The sequence below is a fragment of the Peptoniphilus sp. GNH genome (genome assembly GCA_021307325.1).
Lineage (GTDB): Bacteria > Bacillota > Clostridia > Tissierellales > Peptoniphilaceae > KA00134.
Map to the genome: position 1 here is coordinate 683,298 of CP089931.1, position 20,391 is coordinate 703,688.

Here is a 20,391-nt window from a genome sequence, read left to right on the forward strand (position 1 = left end):
CTTAAAAGTCCCCCTTTTTAGCTTCATCTATTTGGCATCCATCTTTAGAAGTGACAAGAGCTCTTTCACAATTCACGACAAAATCCTGTACATTTGTCACCATGGGAACAAAAGCCATCAGTTCTCTTGCAGCGCCAACCTTGTTTACAACATTTTCGGTAACGTCTACTGAATACATATATACTGGACAAATTTTGCCATTTTCCCTGATTTTATAACTCGATGCCATATTTGCAACAGATAAGCTGTGTAGCATGGTGGCTATGCAAATTATAAGCGTGGCCTTGTCCAATTCTTTTTTCGTTTCTCCAAGAGCCAAATCTGTATCTCCAATCACCTCTGGCAAGGGGCCATCATCTCTTATAGACCCAGACAATACAAGGGGTACATCCATTTTCAAAAGAGTCTTTACTATGCCATCTTTTACTTTGCCATCGGTTATAAATTTTTTAATTGAGCCGCTTGTCCTCACTTCATTTAAAAGGTCCAAGTGATTATAGTGACCCATGGGTACATTTTCTTGAGTGTAAATATTTTGTCCCAGGGCAGTTTGCAAAAAGCCACCTTCGAGATCGTGAGTGCACATGGCATTGCCTCCCAAGAGACTATTTATATATCCATTTTCTGCAAGTTTATTTAGGGCCCTTCTTGTGTCATAATCAAATACAACAGCTGGTCCCAAAACCCAAACAATATGACCGTCTTTTGCTTCTTTTTCATGCTTCATCAGTTCAAAAAGCAGATCATAATCTTTCGAAAATGATGTCTCGACAGCCTTTCCCTTAGTTGAGTAGATTTCTTTTGCAAATCCTTCTTTATAGACTAAAATTCCATTCTCAAGTCCTGCATTTCTTCCTACTACAACAAGATCATTTCTTTTTATTTCTCTAATTTCTTTTATGAAAATTTTTTCATCTTTTAAAATTGCAACACAATTTAAAGAGTTGTGTTCAGGCAAAATCCACTCTCCCTTGTGCTTGTAAAAAGTCGGCATATGGCAGGTCAAATAAAAGTCATCTGGTGCTACACCATCTTTTTTTGCTTCTTCTACTTTTATATTTGCAGCACTTTTATACTCTTCTTTCGAGAAATCTGGTAATACAAATTCTGGTAATTTGAATGTCATACTTGTCCTCCTATTTTTATACTAATGATGCCTGATTTTCTATATTGGGTTTGAAGTTTATGCTCCGAATCTTTTTCTGATTTTAGCTATCCAAGTAGGCTCCAAAGTAAGTGGGCTGCAATACCAGCTCCTATTCCACCTATGGTGTGGCACAAGATTGCACTGCCTGTCATTTCTTTTGTTTCAAGCGCATCCATCATAGCTATGTGAGTTGACAAATAGCCAGACCAACACATACATATTGAGGTGAATACAGCTACATCATTGCCACCTACTATTCCCTTGCTAGACATATCTGCTACCATTCCTAGAGCAGCTCCAGATGAACCCAAGGCTGTTATGGGTACTGCTATTGCTTCTGGACTTGTAAACCCAAAAAGAGGATTCACAATAAAAGAAATTTTTTCGCCAATAAGAGGTAGAATTGCTATGCCCTCGTTAGCAGCACCAGTATAGATTCCCCCTTCTCCCGGTCCATTGGTAAGCATAAGTACAATTGTACAAATTAAACAAACCCCAGGTATTATTGCAATCCCCATATCAACGCCGACCCTGCCCCCGTCTAAAAGGGCTGTTATAAATCTAGAACCTATAGAACCATCTCTGATTCTTCTATATCCTTTTGGAATATCGTCGCAGGCATTTGTCTTAACCATTTCACTTGTACCATAGTATTTTTTTGTCTTTATAATCATAAGCCTTACCGAAATTATGGATCCGACTATAGCTCCCAAAAGTCCTATAAGAGCTCCCTTGATTGCCCCATCTATGGGTAGGGCCATCATAGATGTTACAGTTATAAGCCCCATACCAAAAGCCGTTCCCAAGTTTGTGAGGGCTGGCATTTGATACTTTTTAAAATATTTTCTAAAGTTGTCATCATAGGCAAGAGTTAAAATTGCTGGATTATCAGACATAAAACAATTTAACATTCCAAGAGAACTGGCCCCTGGCAGATCATAAACAGGTTTCATTACAACTGCAAGAAGTCTGTTTACAAGAGCAATCACTCCAAATTCTGAAAATATGGCAGAAATCCCCCCTGCCAAAACTGCAACGCCCATAAGGTAAAAACAAACATTAATCAAAAGATCAAAAGACGTACGCATCATCGTCTTGATCATATTTGTCCCACCCATCTTGTTGCCCATGTAAATAAAGAGGGCAAAGAAAAATATAAGAAATATAGGAGCCTCAATACCTATTTCTTTTTTATAATTTTTTTTAATATTCTTTTCTTCCATCTAATCCCCTTCTAATTTTCATAAAATTTCATATGCACTCTTTAGATTTATTAAAAATCTGTATTTAGAGCAATAAACCCTCAAACTAAAAAATCCGAGGATATCCCAAACTCTAGTTTTAATTTCCCGATAAAACCTTCAAATCTTTTAGGATATCCCGAATTTATGTTTAATGATTTTATTTATGTAGCGGGAGAAGATTCTCCCTTAAAAAGTTTATTATAAATTAATCAAACTAGAACTTTATTTTACAATAAATATCATATTTAGCATAGAGTTGCATACATTATAGCCTTTATTGTATGCATTCTATTTTCAGCTTGATCAAATACATATGATTGTTTTGATTCAAATACTTCGTCTGTTACTTCTATTGCATCCATTCCATACTTTTCATAAATTTCTTGTCCTACCTTTGTTCCCTTGTCATGAAAAGCTGGAAGGCAATGCAAGAAGATTGCTTCTTTATCTGCATTTGCCATAATTTCCTTAGTCACTTGATATGGCTTTAAAATCTTAATTCTCTTTTCCCATTCCTCAGCTGGTTCGCCCATAGATACCCAAACATCAGTATAAATGACATTTGCTCCCTTAGATGCAGCCTTCACATCTTCTGTGAGTTCTATTGTAGAAAAGTTTTCAGCAGCTATTTTTTTGGCTAGCTTGACAAGCTCCTCTTCTGGGAAGAGTTCTTTAGGAGCACAAGCTACAAAATTGATTCCCAACTTAGCGCAAACAATCATCAAAGAATTTGCCATATTGTTTCTGGCATCCCCAAAATACACAAACTTCAAACCTTTTGAGTATCCGAAGTGTTCTTCAATAGTAAGCACATCTGCTAACATTTGAGTCGGGTGCCACTTATCTGTAAGTCCATTCCAAACCGGAACACCGGCATACTTTGCAAGTTCTTCAACATGTTCTTGTTTAAACCCTCTAAACTCAATTCCATCATACATTCTGCCAAGAACCCTTGCTGTATCCGCAACCGATTCCTTATGCCCCATTTGGGAGCCAGTTGGGTCAAGGTAAGTAACCCCCATGCCCAGATCATATCCTGCGACTTCGAAAGAGCATCTAGTTCTTGTAGAAGTTTTTTCAAATATTATAGCAATGTTTTTTCCTTCCAAGTACTTGTGAGGAACGCCCGCTCTTTTCATTGATTTAAAATCTTTTGAAAGTTCAAGTAAATAACGAATGTCATCCGAACTAAAATCAATCAACTTTAAGAAAGACTTACCTCTAAAATTTTTTGCCATTTAAAACACTCCTTTTAAAATATTAATTCATTCTTTTTGCAATTGGCTTATGCCATTTTACACTTAATATTCTATCTGCGAAACATTTATTATAAATTTTTTAAATTTTATAACTTTAATAAAAATTTCCTAACAGAACTCAGATTTTATAAATATACATATTTATTTTACAAGAAAGAGCTTTATTATTTCAATGACTAAAAATAAATTGGCAATAAAAAAGCAGGTGTCTTAATACACCTACCATTCTATTTGTACTTTATATTAGTTTTTAGCAAGCTCTACTAATTTTGCAAAGCCTTGTGGATCATTTATTGCCATTTCTGAAAGCATCTTTCTGTTTATTTCGATGTTAGCTCTTTTCAATCCACTTATAAACTTAGAATAGCTTAGTCCGTTTAATCTTGCTCCCGCATTGATTCTAGCTATCCAAAGTTTTCTCATGTCTCTCTTTCTTTGCTTTCTACCTATGAAAGCATAGCTTAAAGATCTCATTACTGCTTGATTAGCAGGTCTAAATAGTTTTGATTTTGCTCCAAAGTATCCTTTGGCTTGCTTTAATATTTTTTTATGTTTTTTCTTGGCATTCACGCCTCTTTTAATTCTAGCCATCTTCTTCCTCCATTATGGAATCATATGATTGATTCTTTTTAAATCTGACACGCTAACTAGAGTTCCCTTTCTTAAGTTTCTAACTCTTTTAGCTGTTTTCTTACCAGTTAAATGACCCTTATAGGCCTTAAATCTTCTCAATTTTCCTGAGCCAGTTCTCTTAAATCTCTTAGCTGAAGCTCTATGAGTCTTCATCTTAATCTTAGCCATAATTCCTCCTAGTTATCTTCTTTGGCAGATAAGTACATAATCATACTCCTGCCTTCCATCTTTGGTTTTTTGTCAATTGTGCCATATTCTTTGCATATATCTGCAAATTCTTCAAGGACTCCTCTGCCAATCTCTGTATGACCCATCTCACGACCTCTAAATCTCACTGCAACTTTAACTCTGTCTTTGGCCTGCAAAAATTTGATTGCATTGTTGGCCTTGGTTTGCAAGTCATGATTTTCAATATTAGGCGTAAGTCTAATTTCTTTTATGTTTATGACTTTTTGCTTTTTCTTGGCTTCTTTTTCCTTCTTGATGAGTTCATACCTGTACTTCCCATAATCAAGTATGCGACATACAGGTGGCTTGGCTGTGGGAGCGACATTAACAAGATCTAAATGGGCTTCATCTGCCATATCTAAAGCTCTTGAAATCGGCACTACTCCAACTTGGTTGCCGTCCTGGTCTACCAGCCTTACTTCTTTTTCTCTTATTTCTTCATTTATTTGAAGTTCTTTAATCTTGGCACCTCCGTTTATAAATAAAAAATGCGGACACAAAAAAGCCCGCACTTAAAAAATCTTTTCTAAAATAACCTCATAGACCCTTGTCATAAGGTGAGAAGCGGACTTCTTCTTAAATACATGGACAAGTATAGCATATGTTTTATCACTTTGCAAGTCTTACATTGCATAAGGCGCATTTATTCCCAAAAGATTTAGACCACTTGCAATAACCGTCTTAACAGCATAGGAAAGCAGTAACCTTCTCTTGGTCACATTTTCATCATCAGTTATTATTTTGTGCATATTGTAAAACTTATTAAAATCTTTTGCTATGTCAACTATATATCTTGTTATGAAATATGGCTCATATTTTTCGTGAGCGTCAATTACTACATCGGTAAATCTCATCAGGTTCCTGATAAGATTGATTTCCTCTTCGCTTATTTCATCCTCTACTTCAAATTTTGCATCTATGTCAAATCCGCCCTTCTCCAAGACAGAATTTATTCTGGCGTGAACATATTGCACATAGGGAGCTGTTTCTCCTTCAAATGATAAAATCTTATCCCAATCAAATACATAGTCTTTTATACGTTGATTGAAAAGTTCTTGGAATTTTACAGCTCCTATCCCAACATCATGGGCGAGTTTTTCCTTGTCATAATTACCCTTAATGCCTTCTTTTTCCCTTTGATCTAGAATTTCTTTTACCTTGTCAATGGCTCTATTTAAAACATCTTCTAGATAAATTATATTTCCTCTTCTTGTTGAAAGTGAGCCTTCTTTTGCACTGACCATGCCAAATGCGACATGAATACAATCATCTACCCAGTCATAGCCCATCTTTTTCAAACATGCCTTCAGTTGTTTGAAGTGAAGATTTTGTTGAGACCCTACTACATATATATTCTTGTAAAAGTCATATGTCTTTTTCCTATATATTGCAGCTGTTATATCTCTTGTGAGATAAATTGTAGAACCGTCTGATTTTATAATCAAGGCAGGTGGAAGGTTTTCATCTTCCAAGTCTATTATTTTTGCTCCTTCGGACTCAGTTAATATATTTTTTTCTTCCAAATCTCTTACAGTTGCTGGCATCTTGTCGGAATAAAAACTTTCACCAGCATATGAGTCGAAGTCAATTTCCAAAAGTTTGTAGACTCTGTTAAATTCTTCCAAGGAGACCTCTCTAAACCATTTCCATATTTCAACAGCTTCTGGGTCTTGATCTTCAAGCTTTTTAAACCATGCTCTGCATTCATTCTTTAGTTCAATATTATCTTCAGTTTCTTGGTTGATTCTTATATATAGTTTTAAAAGCTCGGGTATGGGGTCTTTTTCAATAGCTCCTTTGTCTCCCCATAGTTTGTAGGCTTGTATCAGCATCCCAAACTGAGTTCCATAATCTCCCAAGTGATTGATGGCAATTGTATTGTAGCCTAAAAATTTATAAATTCTCTTTATGGAATCTCCTATTACAGTAGATCTTATATGACCTATGTGAAAGGGCTTGGCTATATTGGTGGATGAATATTCCACAATTACATTTTTGCCATCTCCTATATTTTTCTTGCCAAGATTTTCTCTTTTGTCTTGAATTTCCTTGAAATAATCCTTTGCCATTAGATTTTTGTTTATAAAGAAATTCAGATATGGGCCCTTGCATTCTATCTTTTCAAAATATTCCTGATTATTTATGCTAGATTTTATTTCTTCAGCTATCACGACAGGACTTTTTTTCAATCTTTTTGCCAAAGAAAATGCTGGGAAGGCATAGTCTCCCAAATCAAAATTTGGTGGGATTTCTATAAATGGAAGTATGTCTTTTCCTTCTAGGCCGACACTTTTTGCAATCAAATCTGCCGATTTTTCTTTAAAATCAATCATTTTTTACCTCACTTTAAATTTACATAGGTTACTCCACTTCCTCCATCATCAAAGGGAGCTTCTTCTATGGATTTTACTATTTTTAATTTTGGAAGATATAGCTTTAGTCTTTCTCTTAAAATTCCCGTTCCCTTACCATGGATGAGTCTAACTCTTTTAAGTCCCGAAAGATAGGCATCATCTAAATATTTATCCACTTGCACTCTGGCTTCTTCGAAATTCATGCCTCTTAAATCAATCTCATTTGAGATATTTTGAGATTTTTGTCTTAGAATCTGTGCTGACTTATTTTTGTTTTCTTCAAGGGGACGATCTGTTTTTATAAGTGATGCTGCAGGGACTTTCATCTTCATGATTCCAACTTGCACCATGACTTCTTTGTTTTTATCTGCTTCTTCCAAAACTATTGCATCTTGGCCCAGAGATTTGATTTTGACACTGTCACCAACTTTTATTTTCTGATCAGCTTTTGCAACTTTTTCCAAAATTATTTTTTCGGATTGGTCGCTTACTTTTTCGATTCCCTCTCTTATGAGGTCTTGTGCCTCTTGCAATCTTCTGGAAGTCTTAGAGTCCATAAGATTTTTTATGTCTTTTATTTCGTCCAAAGCCAATTTGGATTCTTCCTTGGCTTTATTTAAAATTCTCTTAGCCTCGTCCTTGGCATTTGCAATAATCTTTTCTTCTCTTGCTTCAAGAGCTGCTATTTTTTTCTCCAAGCGCTTATTTTGTGCTTCTAGGTCTTCTCTTTGTCTTATTATTTTTTCCTTGTTTGCAGAAATTTCCTGCTTATCTTTTTCTATTGTCCTTAAAACTTCTTCAAACTCCATATGGTCTTCATCCACAAGAGCCCTAGCCTCTTTTATTATATCTTCTTTTAAACCTAAACGCTTTGAAATTTCAAAGGCATTTGATTTGCCCGGCACTCCTATGGACAATCTGTATGTTGGACTTAGAGTTTCTATGTCAAATTCCATTGAGGCATTGCAAACTCCACTTGTAGTTAAGGCATAAATCTTTAATTGATTGTAGTGGGTTGTGGATATGCACCTTATCTTTTTTCTGAGCATAAGCTCCATAATGGCTCTTGCCAAGGCTGCCCCTTCCGTTGGGTCAGTCCCCGCTCCCAACTCATCAAATAAGACAAGAGAGGCTGAGTTTGCTCTATTTATTATATCTACAATATTTACCATATGGGATGAAAAAGTCGAAAGCGACTGTTCTATCGACTGCTCATCTCCTATATCTGCAAATATATAGTCAAAAATTCCAAGAGATGACCCTGCCAAGGCTGGTACATGAAGTCCCATTTGATTCATCAAACACAAAAGACCAACTGTCTTTAAGCAGACAGTTTTTCCACCTGTATTAGGGCCTGTAATTATAAGCGATGTGAAATCAGATCCTATGTAAAGATCTATTGGCACCACAGTTTTTTTATCCAAGAGAGGGTGTCTTGCCTTTTTTAAATTTATATAACCCTTGTCATTTAAAATCGGCTTATTGGCATCCATATTAAGGGCCAACTTGGCTTTTGCAAATATAAAATCTATTTCCTTTAAGGTATCCTCGTTGCAGATCATTTCATTTGCAGATTCTGCAACTAATACAGATAAGTCTTCCAATATTTTTTTGATTTCCTTATCCTCGTCTAGATAGAGACTTCTTAAATCATTGTTCATATTTACAAGAGCCAAGGGTTCTATATAGTAGGTTTGACCACTTGCACTCATATCATGAACAAGTCCCTTTACTCTGGATTTGGCCTCTTGCTTTACAGGGACTACATATCTTCCTTCTCTTACAGTTACAATGTCGTCTTGTAGATTTTTCTTAAAATCCTCTGATGCCAACAAGCTGTCTAATTTATCCTTTATAGCTTGCTTTTTCATCTTGATTTTTGTTCTTATACTCCTAAGATTTGCCGATGCCCCGTCTGCAATTTCTTCCTCCGATATTATAGCCGAGGAAATTTCTTCATAAAGGCTTCGATTTGTATATAGAGAGTCTATAAGATTAGAAACTATGGGATAAGAGGATTGCCTGTCAGAGTCGTCTTTTAACATGTATTTTTTAAGAGCTGCAGAAACTCTCAAACTTTCTGCAATCCTCAAAAGAGGTGCTGGCCCCAAACTTCCTCCCAGCAGAGTGTGTTTTAAATGTGCCTTTATTTGACTTATCCCATAAAGGGGTGGGTTTGCTCTTTTTACCAAAAGATTCACCGCTTCTGCTGTTTCACTTTGTGCTCTTTCGACTTCTTCAAGATTTTTAAATATTCTCATCTTATCAACTAAATCTTTTGCCAATGAAGATGCCGTAAATTCCTTTAGCTGGTCTTTAATTTTATCTATTTCTAAAACTTTTTCACTTCTGCTTAACTTTCTCATATAATTCCTTTATATATATGGCCCCTATCATACAAGTCTTTATCATAAAAGAGTTTTGTATTGCCTTTTATGGCTTCATAAGCCATATCTACTAATTGTGCTGCATTTTCATTTTTAAAATGCACTCTTATTCTAAAAAGATTTATCCCAAAACTTCTAACTTCATTTAAAATATCTAGCAAGAATATGGGCTTGTCGGTGTAAATCTCTGTCCTATCCGCTTTTAAGAAAGGAAATTGTGCCCCCAGACCATCTCTTAAAAAATAAGTTTTAGAATTTGTTTCAAGTTCTAATAAGTCGAGTGGGTTGTGTTCCATAGTCATGATTTTCAAGTGTCCGTAGACTGTCCTTTCCAAATTGCCACTTATTTTTTTGTCAATTGTTGCTATGCCTTGACCATCCATTTCTTCCGATAGACTTATGCTATTTGAAAAATTTGAAAACATGAAGTTTGCAGCATAAGAATTGAAGATGTTCATATCCGATCCTATATGGAGATTGAAATCCTTAAACTTTTCCACTTGACCCAAGTTGTTAATCTCCACATTTTTAAACCCCAAATCTTTCAGCTTTTTTAATATCTCGTCTTCTTCTTTAGAATAATATATGTTATTTAGGACTGCAAAGATATCTCCGTCAAAATTTTTTAAATATTCTAAGCTCTCTTGCGAGATAGCATCATTTTTTAAATACACCCTTTTTAATTTATCTAAGTCCACATTCTTTAGGTATTGCGTTTTGGAAACTTCCAGGCAAAGACCTGGGGTTAGTTTTTCTACCTTTGCAAATTTTTTAGATTCAAATTTTTTAGGAATTTTTCTTCTTTTTACAATCTTTTCTTCTAGGGCTTGAAGGCCCCTTCTTCTCAAATCATTCAAGCGAGAAATAGCTATAAAGATATCATCGCTTACCAAGTCTACTTTTTCTAAATAAAATTCACTTTCACCAACTTTGGATAGATTCTCTATTATTTTCTCTCTCTTTACAGGTGCCTTTAAAGCCCCTTGTAAAACTTCATCAGATTCTATAAAAGCTTTATATGTGCCTGATTTAAACTCTAATGAAGCCTTTTTCCCTTTGAGAAAACTAGCTTTGATTTCCAAGGGTCTCTTGTCCTTTTTCTTTTCTATTTCTGTATTTATTTTATCTATTAGTTCTGATGATGTGAGTCTTCTCACTTCTGAATCTATTTTTATATTTCTTGTTGTAGAAAATTCATAAGTTGAAAATTTTTTTGCTTCAAAGGGGGCCAATATTCTAAAGGTCCTATCCTTGTCATCTAAAAACTCCAAGTCATCGCCCTTTTTGATATCTATCATAAATTCAATAAGGTAGCCTTTTGGTGTCTTTTTCTTCACCCTTCCAGCTCCTACACCCTTATGAGATGGCCTTTCATATGCCATAAAATCCTTACCTTTATCTCCTTTTGCAAGGCCTTTTGTAAAGTCTCTATTGAATAATTGAGTGAGTTCCTCCTTATCTTTGGAAAAATCTCTGCCCTCCAAGATGTCCTTATAAGTCTTGCAAGCTTGATAGACATATTGAGGCCTTTTCATCCTTCCCTCAATTTTTAAAGAATACACCCCGGCTTCAATCAAATCGAAGACTTCTTCAAAAGTGCCTAAGTCTCTAGGTGATAAATAATAGGCCCTTTTAGAGATGGCATTTTTTTTGTCATCCAAAATATCATAGGTCTTTCTGCAAGCTTGGGCGCATTCTCCTCTGTTGCCAGATCGCCCTCCAATCATTGAAGACATAAGGCACTGACCAGAATAAGATATGCAAAGGGCCCCATGAATAAAAGCTTCTATTTCTATTTTTAATTTTGATATTTTCTCGATTTCTGACAAAGGGCATTCTCTTGCAAGCACGACCCTCGAAAAACCAATCTCTTGCAAGACCTCTGCCCCGGAATATGAATTTATTGCCATTTGAGTCGAAGCGTGCAAGTCAAAATCCGGCAAATTTTGATGAATCATTTCTGCAAGTCCCAAGTCCTGAATTATTAGAGCGTCCACTCCTATTTCATACAAAAACTCAACATAGGAAAATGCCGCCAAGACCTCCTCGTCACAGAGAAGGGTATTTATGGCGACATACACTTTTACATCTCTAAGATGACAATAGCTAACTGCTTTAGTCAATTCATCTCTAGAAAAATTTTTAGCTTTTTTTCTAGCAGAAAACTCCGCTCCTCCAAGATAAACAGCGTCTGCTCCAGCCTTTACTGCTGCTATTAAAGAATCCATTTCTCCTGCCGGTAAAAGCAATTCATATTTTCCTGTCATTGTCTGTCAAGTCCTGTGAGATTTTCAAGTTCCCTTGTCAAATCTACTACTTCTTTTTGCAAATCCAATATGCGAGAGGCCTTGGCATCCAATTCCTTTTTAAAAATCTCTTCTTTTTCTAAAAGCTTATTTTTTTCATCTCTTATCTCACTAAGCTCTCCCAGCTTTTCAAGAAGGCCCTGCCTATGATTTTCAATTTCTTCCTGCAATTTTTTTATCTCAGCACTTTTTAGCTTATCATTTTCTTCAAGACTTCTGATCCTGTCATTTAGTTCATTGATTTCTTTTATGCTATCCACAGTCTTGCCGCCATCAGGGCCTTGTAATCTAACTTCTTCCATGACCCTCGATGTTTTTTCCAGCTGGTCCATTACATTAAGGCCTGCCAAAACCAAGACCTGTGCTTGATTTAGTCTAAAGTTTGCATTTTTGTACTTTTTTATTAAATCATCCAGTTTTTGAGCAATCAATTTTACGTAGGATGCATCATCATTGCCTACTACCTTGAATTGCATATCATCTATTTCTACTTTTATGGGCTCCTTTTTCATGGGACCTCCTTAAGACCTAAGCTTTCCGCCTAATTGTTCCTCTATATCCGAAAGTATTTTGTCTGTGATTTCCTTTACTTCTTTTTCAACAAGTGTCCTATCTGGGTGTCTGAATACAATAGAAAATGCCACACTTTTCTTTCCACTTTCTACGTGTTCTCCCTTATAGATATCAAACACATCAAAGCTTTCCACCAATTCTTTACCACAAGATCTCACTATTTTTTCAATTTCATAAACTTCTAAATCTTCATCTACCACAATCGCATAATCTCTTTTCATGGCTGGATGCTTGGGAAGTTCCTTGAAGGTATAATTGCTAAAATCGTGCTTTATGATTTTTTCAAAATCTATATCCGCTATTAGACAAGAGGACTTGATTCCATAATTCTTCAATACACTAGGATGCAGCTCTCCAAAATCTCCAAGAGATTCATCTTCAAAGAAAATTTCTGCACTTCTACCTGGATGTAAGTAAGACTTCTTGCTCCTTTTATAAGTCAAATTCTCAAGACCGAGACTTCTAAGAGCTAGTTCCAAATCCTCTTTCATTTGATAAAAATCATGGTAGGAATATGTTCCAAGACAAAGTCTTATCTCTTCTTTAGGGAGCTTTTCTTCTGTTTTTATAAACACATTTCCAAATTCAAACCCTGCAGCCATGGAATTTTTTCTGGCATAATTTCTAGAAAGTATTTCCAGCATTGAAGGAATTAGAGTCCTTCTCATAATCTTAAATTCTTCACCCAAGGGATTTATAATCTCAACGCAGTTTCTAAGCTCAGAGTCCTCTTCCAATCTCAACTTATTTAAATCACTTTCACCTATAAAGGAAAAAGACATGTACTCATTGTAGCCAAGTGCCAAAAGCACTCTCTTGATTTTTTCTTGGTAACGCCTTGATTTTGATTTGCCACCTCTTGTGAGCTTGCCTTCCAAGGGTTTAGGAGTAATCCTGTCAAATCCATAAATTCTTGAAACCTCTTCAATCAAATCCTCTTCTATTGAAAGATCTGGCCTAAAATTAGGAATTTGACAAACTACAAGTGGGCCTTCCTCCTTGGCTTTTATTTGTAATCTTTCGAGCAATTTTACAATCTCATCTCCAGAGATTTCACATCCCATAAGGTCTTTTGTCTTTTGGATTCTAAGATTTACGACTTTTGACTTCGGGGAATTTTTTCTGACATCGAAAGAAGATTTTGCCACCTTGCCATAGCCTAATTTTTCAACTAAAGATGCCATCCTATCCACTGCAATTTGTGCATAGTCTTCGCAGACTCCCTTTTCAAATCTAGCAGAAGCTTCAGTTCTAAGTCCAAGCCTTTTTGAGCTTGCTCTTATGGTATCCTCATCAAAATGAGCTCCCTCTATAAAAATCGCCTTACTTGTGGACTCGACCTCAGTTTCAAGCCCTCCCATTATGCCGGCAAGACCTATTGTCTTTTCTCCATCAGTTATTAAAATGTCACCCTTGCAAAGATTTCTTTTAATCCCATCAAGAGTTTCAAATACTTCGTCCTCTTTTGCATCTTTTACTATAATTTTCTTTGTTTTCAAAGTAACCAAGTCATAAGCGTGCAGAGGTTGACCATACTCAACCATGACTAAATTTGTCAAATCGACAATATTGTTTATAGGTCTTATGCCTACACTCATGAGATAATTTTGAATCCACAGAGGTGATTCTTCAATTTTTATATCTTCAATAATGCGGCCGTAAAACCTTGAGCATTTATCGCTTTCAACTTCAACTCCATCAAACATATTAGCAATAGGACCTGCTTCTTCTTTTACTTCTATAAGAGGTTCGTGCAATTTTAAATCAAAAGTTGCAGCAGTCTCTCTTGCCATGCCTATTATTGAAAGGCAATCCGATCTATTAGGTGTGATTTCAATATCGATGACAGCTTCATCCATATAGAGGGCTTTGAAAACATCAGTTCCCAGTTCTAAGTCTTCATTAAAAATAAAAATGCCGTCCTTGTGTTTTTTGGAAATTACAGATGAATCAAATCCCAATTCTTCCAAGGAGCAAAGCATACCATCAGACTCTACGCCTCTTAAATTTCCCTTTTCTATTACTTGTCCCTTAGCAAGTCTTGCTCCTACAAGAGCCAAAGCGACCAAGGCTCCCACAAAAATATTTTGTGCCCCAGTCACCACCTGCAAGATTTCTTTTCCTATGTCTATCTTGCAAATTTGCAGCTTATCCGCATCTGGATGAGGACTTATTTCTTTTATTTTTCCAACAACCACATTCGACATATCGCCTTTTGCAAAATTTATAGACTCTACATGTGACCCAGTATCAGTAATCTTATTGGCAATAGTTTTGGCGTCTAAATTTATATCTACATAATCTTTAAGCCATTTTACAGGTAAAAGCATATATCCTCCTTAGAATTGATTTAAAAATCTTTCATCATTTTCAAACAAGTATCTGATGTCTGTGACCTTGTGTTTAACCATGGCTATCCTATCAATCCCCATTCCAAAAGCAAATCCAGAATACTTTTCAGGATCAATACCACAATTTCTCAGCACATTAGGATGCACCATGCCACATCCTAAAAGCTCCATGCTCCAGCCCGTTCCGCCACAAGCAGGGCATCCCTTGCCATGACATTCTAAGCAAGTCACATCGACTTCCGCTGAAGGCTCTGTAAATGGAAAGTAGTGAGGTCTAAATCTACACTTCATATCTTCTCCGAAAAATTCTTTAATGAAAACATTTAAAGTTTCAAACAAATTTGCCATGCTCACATGCTCGTCTACAACTAGTCCTTCCAATTGATGAAACATAGGAGAGTGAGTAGCATCAACTTCATCAGACCTAAAAACTCTACCTGAGCAAACCATCCTTATAGGAGCTCCATGCTCTTTCATTGCTCTTATTTGCACAGGCGAAGTTTGAGTTCTCAAAACTGTATCCTCGTCAATGTAAAATGTATCGGAAAGTTCTCTAGATGGATGGTTCTTGGGCGCATTCAAAAGATCGAAATTATTCATAACAGACTCAACTTCTGGTCCAGAATAAACCGTAAAGCCCATCTCTACAAACAAATCTTCAAGATCCTCCAAGGTCTTTACAAGAGGAGATCTGTGACCCAACTTCAAGGTCTTTTTGTTTAATGTAATATCTATTTTCTCATCAGCCAATTTTTTTTCGAGTTCAAGTTGTCTTATCTTGGATAGTCTTTCTTCCAAGCCAGACTCAATTTTTTGTCTCACTTCGTTTGAAAGTTTGCCCATGATGGGTTTTTCTTCTTTGGAAAGTTTTCCCATTTCTCTTAAAAGCATGCTAAGTTCAGCTTTTTTCCCAAGAAATTTAATTCTAATATCTTCTATTGTGCTTGTATCTTTGGCAGCAGCAATTTTTTCTAATGCCAACTTTTCTATTTGTAGAAGTTTGTCCTTCAAAACCCCATACCTCCTAAAGTTTTTATTTTTAAATTATATCATTAATGTGGCTAAGATACAAAGTTGCAAGCTTTTTCTAAAGTGAAATCATCTTATTTTTAAATTGCTTGAAAAAATTTTAAAGCTATGATATTATGTACGAAGCGGCGACATAGCCAAGTGGTAAGGCACAGGTCTGCAACACCTTTATCACCGGTTCAAATCCGGTTGTCGCCTCCATATAACCGAGCATGACTCGGTTTTTTTATTGCAAAAATTCTTTGAGCTTATCTTTAAAGAATTTTTGCAAATTCTTTAAGCAAATAAGAAGAAGATTTCTTTCTTGAAATTTTATAAAGTATTTTCACAAAAATCTTTCTCTTTCCTTTTCTTAGCTAATTATCTGATTTTGATTCTTCTTTTTCAACAAACTATTTGCTATAATGATAGTGGTGATATTATGTTTGAAAATGATACGCAACTTGCAAAAAGCAAGCTCTTAATTTTATATTTGATTAATTTAGGAGAAGGCATATTTGATAGATTAAGACTTACCGACTTTCTTTTAAGAGGTGAGTATCTCAACTATTTTTTGATTTTTCAATATTTAGATGAGCTTTTAAAAGCAAAACTCATAGACAAAACTGGGAATGAATTTTTTTTCTTAACACAAGAAGGTTCCCAAACTCTAGAACTTTTTACTACTAAACTAGATGAAGATTTGCTTACAAAAATAAAAGAAGATTTTAAAAGTTATGACTTCGAAAAAAGCATAGGCATCACTTCTCAGTCCAAGGTCAAACTCAATAATGACAGAGCTGATTTGAAGTTGATACTCATAAAAGATGGCAAGTGCATCTTTAGTTTAGAGTTTTCTTGTCCTAGTGAAAAGGCCATCCAGCTTTCGAAGGATTGGGAGAAGAATTACAGCCTTTTATACGATAAGTTCATGGATATTTTAAATTAAAAAGACCATCTATATCTTTCCAATTGCTTGGTATTGATTATAGATGGTCTTTTTTTATTTTATCTCTTGTTGGAATTTCTCCACATATTCATTTTTTGTGCTTCTTTTATAAGTTCATCTCTAAATTCAGGAGCAGCCAAGTTTATTATTCCTTCTGCTCTTTCCCAAGCTGATTTACCCTTGGTGTTAAAGATTCCATATTCTGTTACGATATATTGAGTATTAGGTCTTGTACAAGTTACGATTGTACCTTGATCAAATACTGGGACTATTCTAGAAATTTCTTTTCCTGCTTTTTTATCAAAATATTTTGATGTTATACATATAAAGGTCTTGCCACCATTTGATTCATAAGCGCCGATTACAAAATCCAATTGTCCACCAGCACCAGAAATATGTCTTGTTCCACTTGATTCAGAAGAAATTTCTCCCCATAAATTTACATTTACAGCAGAATTTATAGACATGAATTTATCCAAGGCAGCAACTTGTTTGCTTCCATTGATATAAGAAACTGGTACAGCCATCATTTCTGGGTTGTCGTCAATATAATCATACATTTCTTGAGAACCTAGAGCAAAGGCAAAAGCTTGTCTACCCTTATCGATGTTTTTTCTAAGTCCTGTTACCTTGCCACGCTTTGCCATGTCGACAAAGGCATCCACATACATTTCAGTATGCACGCCCAAATCTTTTAAGTCTGAATCGGCTATAACTGCTCCTATTGCATTTGGTGTTGCTCCGATACCAAGTTGCAAGCAAGAGCCATCAGATATTTCATCTACTACATATTTAGCAATTTTAAGGTCTGTTTCTGTGAAAGAACCCTTTCCCACGGTTGGAATTTCAAAATCTGCCTCTACCAAATAGTCAACTTCTGATATGTGAATATCAGTTTCAAATCCACCAAGGGCTCTTGGAATATTTTTATTTACTTCCAAAACTATTACATCTGCCACATCAAAGATTGCTCTTAGGTGAGAAGCTGTCATTCCAAAATTGAAATATCCATGCTTATCCATTCTTGTTACTGGAATAATTGCCATGTCGATGTGTTTTACATTTTCTCTGTAATATCTTGGAAGTTCTGAGTATCTAATCGGGGCATAAAAAAGTCCATGACCGACCTTGGCTCTTTCATATCCTAGAGTGTGCCATGAATTCCATGTGAAAACTTGTCCCTCAGGATCTGCATCAAATATCTTAGGTTTTCTTACTGCGATTGAGCCGTAGACAATGACATCTTTTAACTCGTCTACCCTCTTTGCAAGTTCAGCTTCTACTGCAACGGAAAAGTTAACCCCAAAACCAAGATCAATCTTGTAGCCGTCTTTTACCAGAGATGCCGCTTTTTTTGCTGTGATCAACTTCTGCTCATACTCTCTTGAATAATCCATATCTATTCCCCCTATATTATTTATGCTTTATGCTTACTACCTTATAACCAGCTTTCTCAACACAGCCTTTCAAATCTTGATCAGCTACATCTTTTTCCAGATTAATTTTTGCAATTTTACTTTCCAAATCGACCTTTGCCTTGACACCGTCCATGGCATTTAGTGCTTCTTCCACATGTGCCTTGCACATTTTACAAGTCATTCCTTCAATTTCAATAACTAAATCTGGTTTTTTCAATCCGAACATTTCTTTATCAACTCCCTCTGTAAAAATTTTTCTAGGCTTAAATCTCGCCAATCTCAAAGCATTTCCAACGACAAATAGTGAAGAAAATGACATCGCAAAAGAGGCAATCATCGGGTTTAACCTCAAGCCATTACCTATTTTATAAAAAACTCCTGCTGCTATGGGTATAGCAAAAATATTGTATATAAAGGCCCAAAATAAGTTTTCTTTGATATTCTTTATAGTCGCCTTGGACAAGTCTATGGCATTTAATAAGTCTACAAGAGAATTTTTCATAAGCACCAAATCGGCAGATTCGATTGCCACATCAGTCCCTGCTCCAACTGCCACTCCAACATCTGCCCTAGCCAAAGCAGGAGCATCATTTATACCGTCTCCTACCATGGTTACGACTTTGCCTTTTTCCATAAAAGCCTTTACAATTTTTTCCTTGTCTTGGGGCAAGACTTCTGCCTTATAATCTATTCCAAGGCCCTTGGCAACTATTGAAGCCGTCTTTTCATTGTCTCCTGTCAACATGACAACACTTATATTTTCTTTTTTTAAAGCGTCGATTGCCTGCTTGGAATCCGGCTTTATCTGATCGGAAATTCCAACAAGGCCTATTACACTTTTATCATCTGAAATATAAATTGGTGTTAGACCTATTTTCGCCATATCATCTGCATCTTTTACAGCCTTTGAAGTATCAATCCCATTGTCACTCATAAACTTTAGATTGCCCGCTGCGAAAGTCCCCTTTTCTGTAAGAGCTGCAACTCCAAGTCCATCAAAATTATTGAAGTCATCTATATCTAAAACTTCAGCATCATTTTCTTTCGCAAACTCAACTATGGCTTGACCGAGAGGGTGCTGACTTCTAATTTCAAGACTAAGAGCTATGTCCAATAAATCTTTTTTAATTATATCATAGGATGAAATCATTTTCACAGAGGGTTTTCCTTCTGTTATTGTTCCAGTTTTGTCTAAAAGGACAACTTCGCTCTTGGATAGGACTTCCAAAGCTTCAGCAGATTTGAAAAGCGTTGCATTTCTCGCTCCCTTTCCCGTCGCAACCATAATAGCAACTGGCGTTGCAAGTCCAAGGGCGCAAGGACAAGAAATAACAAGCACAGATATGGCAAAGCCAAAAGCAAATTCCGTTCCCAATTTGCCTATGAAATACCAATAGATAAAAGTCAAAATAGCTATTGTTATGACTGTCGGCACAAATATAGCCGCTACCTTATCTGCAAAGCTAGAAATTGGCGCCTTGGTTGCATTTGCATTTTCAACAAGGCGAATTATTTTAGCTATCGATGTATCCTCTCCTACCAAGTTTGCTCTAAGGGTAAAATAAGTTCCCCTATTGCTCGTTGCAGCAAAAACTTTATCTCCTTTATCTTTCTCAACAGGAATTGATTCACCTGTAAGAGCCGACTCATCTATATAAGTTTTGCCTTCTAAAATTTCGCCATCAACTGGTATATTTTCTCCGGGTCTTACAGCCACAATATCGCCCACCTTTACATCGGCAATTGCAACTTCCTCCTCTTTGCCAGCTCTTATAATCCTACAAACTGTTGGAGTCAAATTCATCAGTTCTGATATAGCCTTGGATGTGCGTTTTTTGGCTCCAGCTTCTAAATATTTTCCCAACGTTATTAGGGTTAAAATCATACCAGCGGATTCAAAATAAATATCATCTGCGTAAATGGCAACTAGACCCATGTCTTCTATTACAAGCCCCCAAGCAATTCTATAAAGGGCAAAAATTCCATATATGTAAGAGGACAAGGAACCTATTGCAACAAGTGAATCCATGTTGGGCATACCTTTTTTCAAGGCCTTAAACCCTGAAATGAAAAATTTTCTATTTATAAATAAGACGGGACTTACTAAAATTAATTGAGTAATTGTAGTGATTAATGAATTTCTAAGTCCCATAAAAAACCATGGCGCAGGTAGGCCCATCATAGGACCCATGCAAATATAAAATTCAAAAATCATAAAAAAAGCAGACATAAGCAATCTCTTTTTCATGCCATCCATTTCTTCTTGATAGATATCCCTATCATCTTCTACTTTTTTCTTATCTCCCTTTAAAGATGCTCCGTATCCTGCAGAGCCTACCGCATTTTCTATATCCTTGCTTGTAAGTTTTTTATCGTCATATTCGACCCAAAGAGTGTTTTGCAAAAGATTTACATTACAAGAAGTCACTCCATCTAGTTTTTTTACTGCCTTTTCAACAGCATTTTGACAAGCCGAGCAAGTCATCCCCTTTATATTAAAAATATTTCTCATTTAATCACCCATTTAATTTTAC

The 20,391-nt window shown here is 35.9% G+C and carries 15 protein-coding genes, 1 tRNA gene and 1 other annotated feature; of the genes, 2 read left to right on the plus strand and 14 right to left on the minus strand.

Annotated elements, in window-relative coordinates:
• Position 1: 1 nt before the first annotated feature.
• From LV469_03570 to pheS, 12 genes are all read right to left on the minus strand, one after another.
• The gene (locus tag LV469_03570) at positions 2–1,126 is read right to left on the minus strand and encodes a hypothetical protein (protein UHR03382.1); all 1,125 of its coding nucleotides are present in this window, start codon (positions 1,124–1,126) and stop codon (positions 2–4) included.
• Positions 1,127–1,212: 86 nt separating this feature from the next.
• Positions 1,213–2,370 (minus strand): hypothetical protein, encoded by a 1,158-nt coding sequence (locus LV469_03575; GenBank protein ID UHR03383.1) that lies wholly within the window; start codon positions 2,368–2,370, stop codon positions 1,213–1,215.
• A gap of 266 nt (positions 2,371–2,636) precedes the next feature.
• Entirely contained in the window at positions 2,637–3,629 is a 993-nt protein-coding gene (gene argF / locus LV469_03580) for an ornithine carbamoyltransferase (GenBank protein ID UHR03384.1), read from the minus strand.
• Positions 3,630–3,893: 264 nt separating this feature from the next.
• Positions 3,894–4,241 carry a 50S ribosomal protein L20 gene (rplT, locus tag LV469_03585; GenBank protein UHR03385.1) on the minus strand — a complete coding sequence of 116 codons (348 nt, stop codon included), beginning with the start codon at positions 4,239–4,241 and terminating at the stop codon, positions 3,894–3,896.
• Between the two features lie 12 nt (positions 4,242–4,253).
• The gene (rpmI, locus tag LV469_03590) at positions 4,254–4,451 is read right to left on the minus strand and encodes a 50S ribosomal protein L35 (protein ID UHR03386.1); all 198 of its coding nucleotides are present in this window, start codon (positions 4,449–4,451) and stop codon (positions 4,254–4,256) included.
• Positions 4,452–4,459: 8 nt separating this feature from the next.
• The gene (gene infC / locus LV469_03595; GenBank protein UHR03387.1) at positions 4,460–5,011 is read right to left on the minus strand and encodes a translation initiation factor IF-3; all 552 of its coding nucleotides are present in this window, start codon (positions 5,009–5,011) and stop codon (positions 4,460–4,462) included.
• Positions 4,988–5,095, minus strand: a sequence feature (ribosomal protein L20 leader region). It overlaps the preceding gene by 24 nt.
• A gap of 39 nt (positions 5,096–5,134) precedes the next feature.
• Positions 5,135–6,844, minus strand: a complete 1,710-nt coding sequence (gene argS, locus LV469_03600; GenBank protein ID UHR03388.1) for an arginine--tRNA ligase — start codon at positions 6,842–6,844, stop codon at positions 5,135–5,137.
• 8 nt (positions 6,845–6,852) lie between these two features.
• Positions 6,853–9,231 (minus strand): endonuclease MutS2, encoded by a 2,379-nt coding sequence (locus tag LV469_03605; protein ID UHR03389.1) that lies wholly within the window; start codon positions 9,229–9,231, stop codon positions 6,853–6,855.
• Positions 9,228–11,480 (minus strand): U32 family peptidase, encoded by a 2,253-nt coding sequence (locus LV469_03610; protein ID UHR03390.1) that lies wholly within the window; start codon positions 11,478–11,480, stop codon positions 9,228–9,230. The genes LV469_03605 and LV469_03610 overlap by 4 nt, the downstream gene beginning before the upstream one ends.
• Positions 11,481–11,515: 35 nt before the next feature.
• Positions 11,516–12,070 carry a cell division protein ZapA gene (gene zapA, locus LV469_03615; protein ID UHR03391.1) on the minus strand — a complete coding sequence of 185 codons (555 nt, stop codon included), beginning with the start codon at positions 12,068–12,070 and terminating at the stop codon, positions 11,516–11,518.
• Positions 12,071–12,079: 9 nt separating this feature from the next.
• Positions 12,080–14,461, minus strand: coding sequence for a phenylalanine--tRNA ligase subunit beta (gene pheT, locus LV469_03620; GenBank protein UHR03392.1), 2,382 nt, complete (start codon positions 14,459–14,461; stop codon positions 12,080–12,082).
• 9 nt (positions 14,462–14,470) lie between these two features.
• Complete coding sequence (gene pheS / locus LV469_03625; protein UHR03393.1) at positions 14,471–15,493, minus strand: phenylalanine--tRNA ligase subunit alpha; 1,023 nt, start codon at positions 15,491–15,493, stop codon at positions 14,471–14,473.
• A gap of 145 nt (positions 15,494–15,638) precedes the next feature.
• Between pheS and LV469_03630 the strand changes: the two genes are divergently transcribed.
• Both LV469_03630 and LV469_03635 read left to right on the plus strand, forming a co-directional pair.
• Positions 15,639–15,712: transfer RNA gene (locus tag LV469_03630), tRNA-Cys, on the plus strand.
• Positions 15,713–15,932: 220 nt separating this feature from the next.
• The gene (locus LV469_03635) at positions 15,933–16,439 is read left to right on the plus strand and encodes a DUF4364 family protein (GenBank protein ID UHR03394.1); all 507 of its coding nucleotides are present in this window, start codon (positions 15,933–15,935) and stop codon (positions 16,437–16,439) included.
• A gap of 59 nt (positions 16,440–16,498) precedes the next feature.
• Here the strand turns inward: LV469_03635 and LV469_03640 are convergent, their stop codons facing one another.
• Positions 16,499–17,836, minus strand: coding sequence for a butyryl-CoA:acetate CoA-transferase (locus LV469_03640; protein UHR03395.1), 1,338 nt, complete (start codon positions 17,834–17,836; stop codon positions 16,499–16,501).
• Positions 17,837–17,852: 16 nt separating this feature from the next.
• Complete coding sequence (locus tag LV469_03645; GenBank protein ID UHR03396.1) at positions 17,853–20,369, minus strand: heavy metal translocating P-type ATPase; 2,517 nt, start codon at positions 20,367–20,369, stop codon at positions 17,853–17,855.
• Positions 20,370–20,391: the final 22 nt, after the last annotated feature.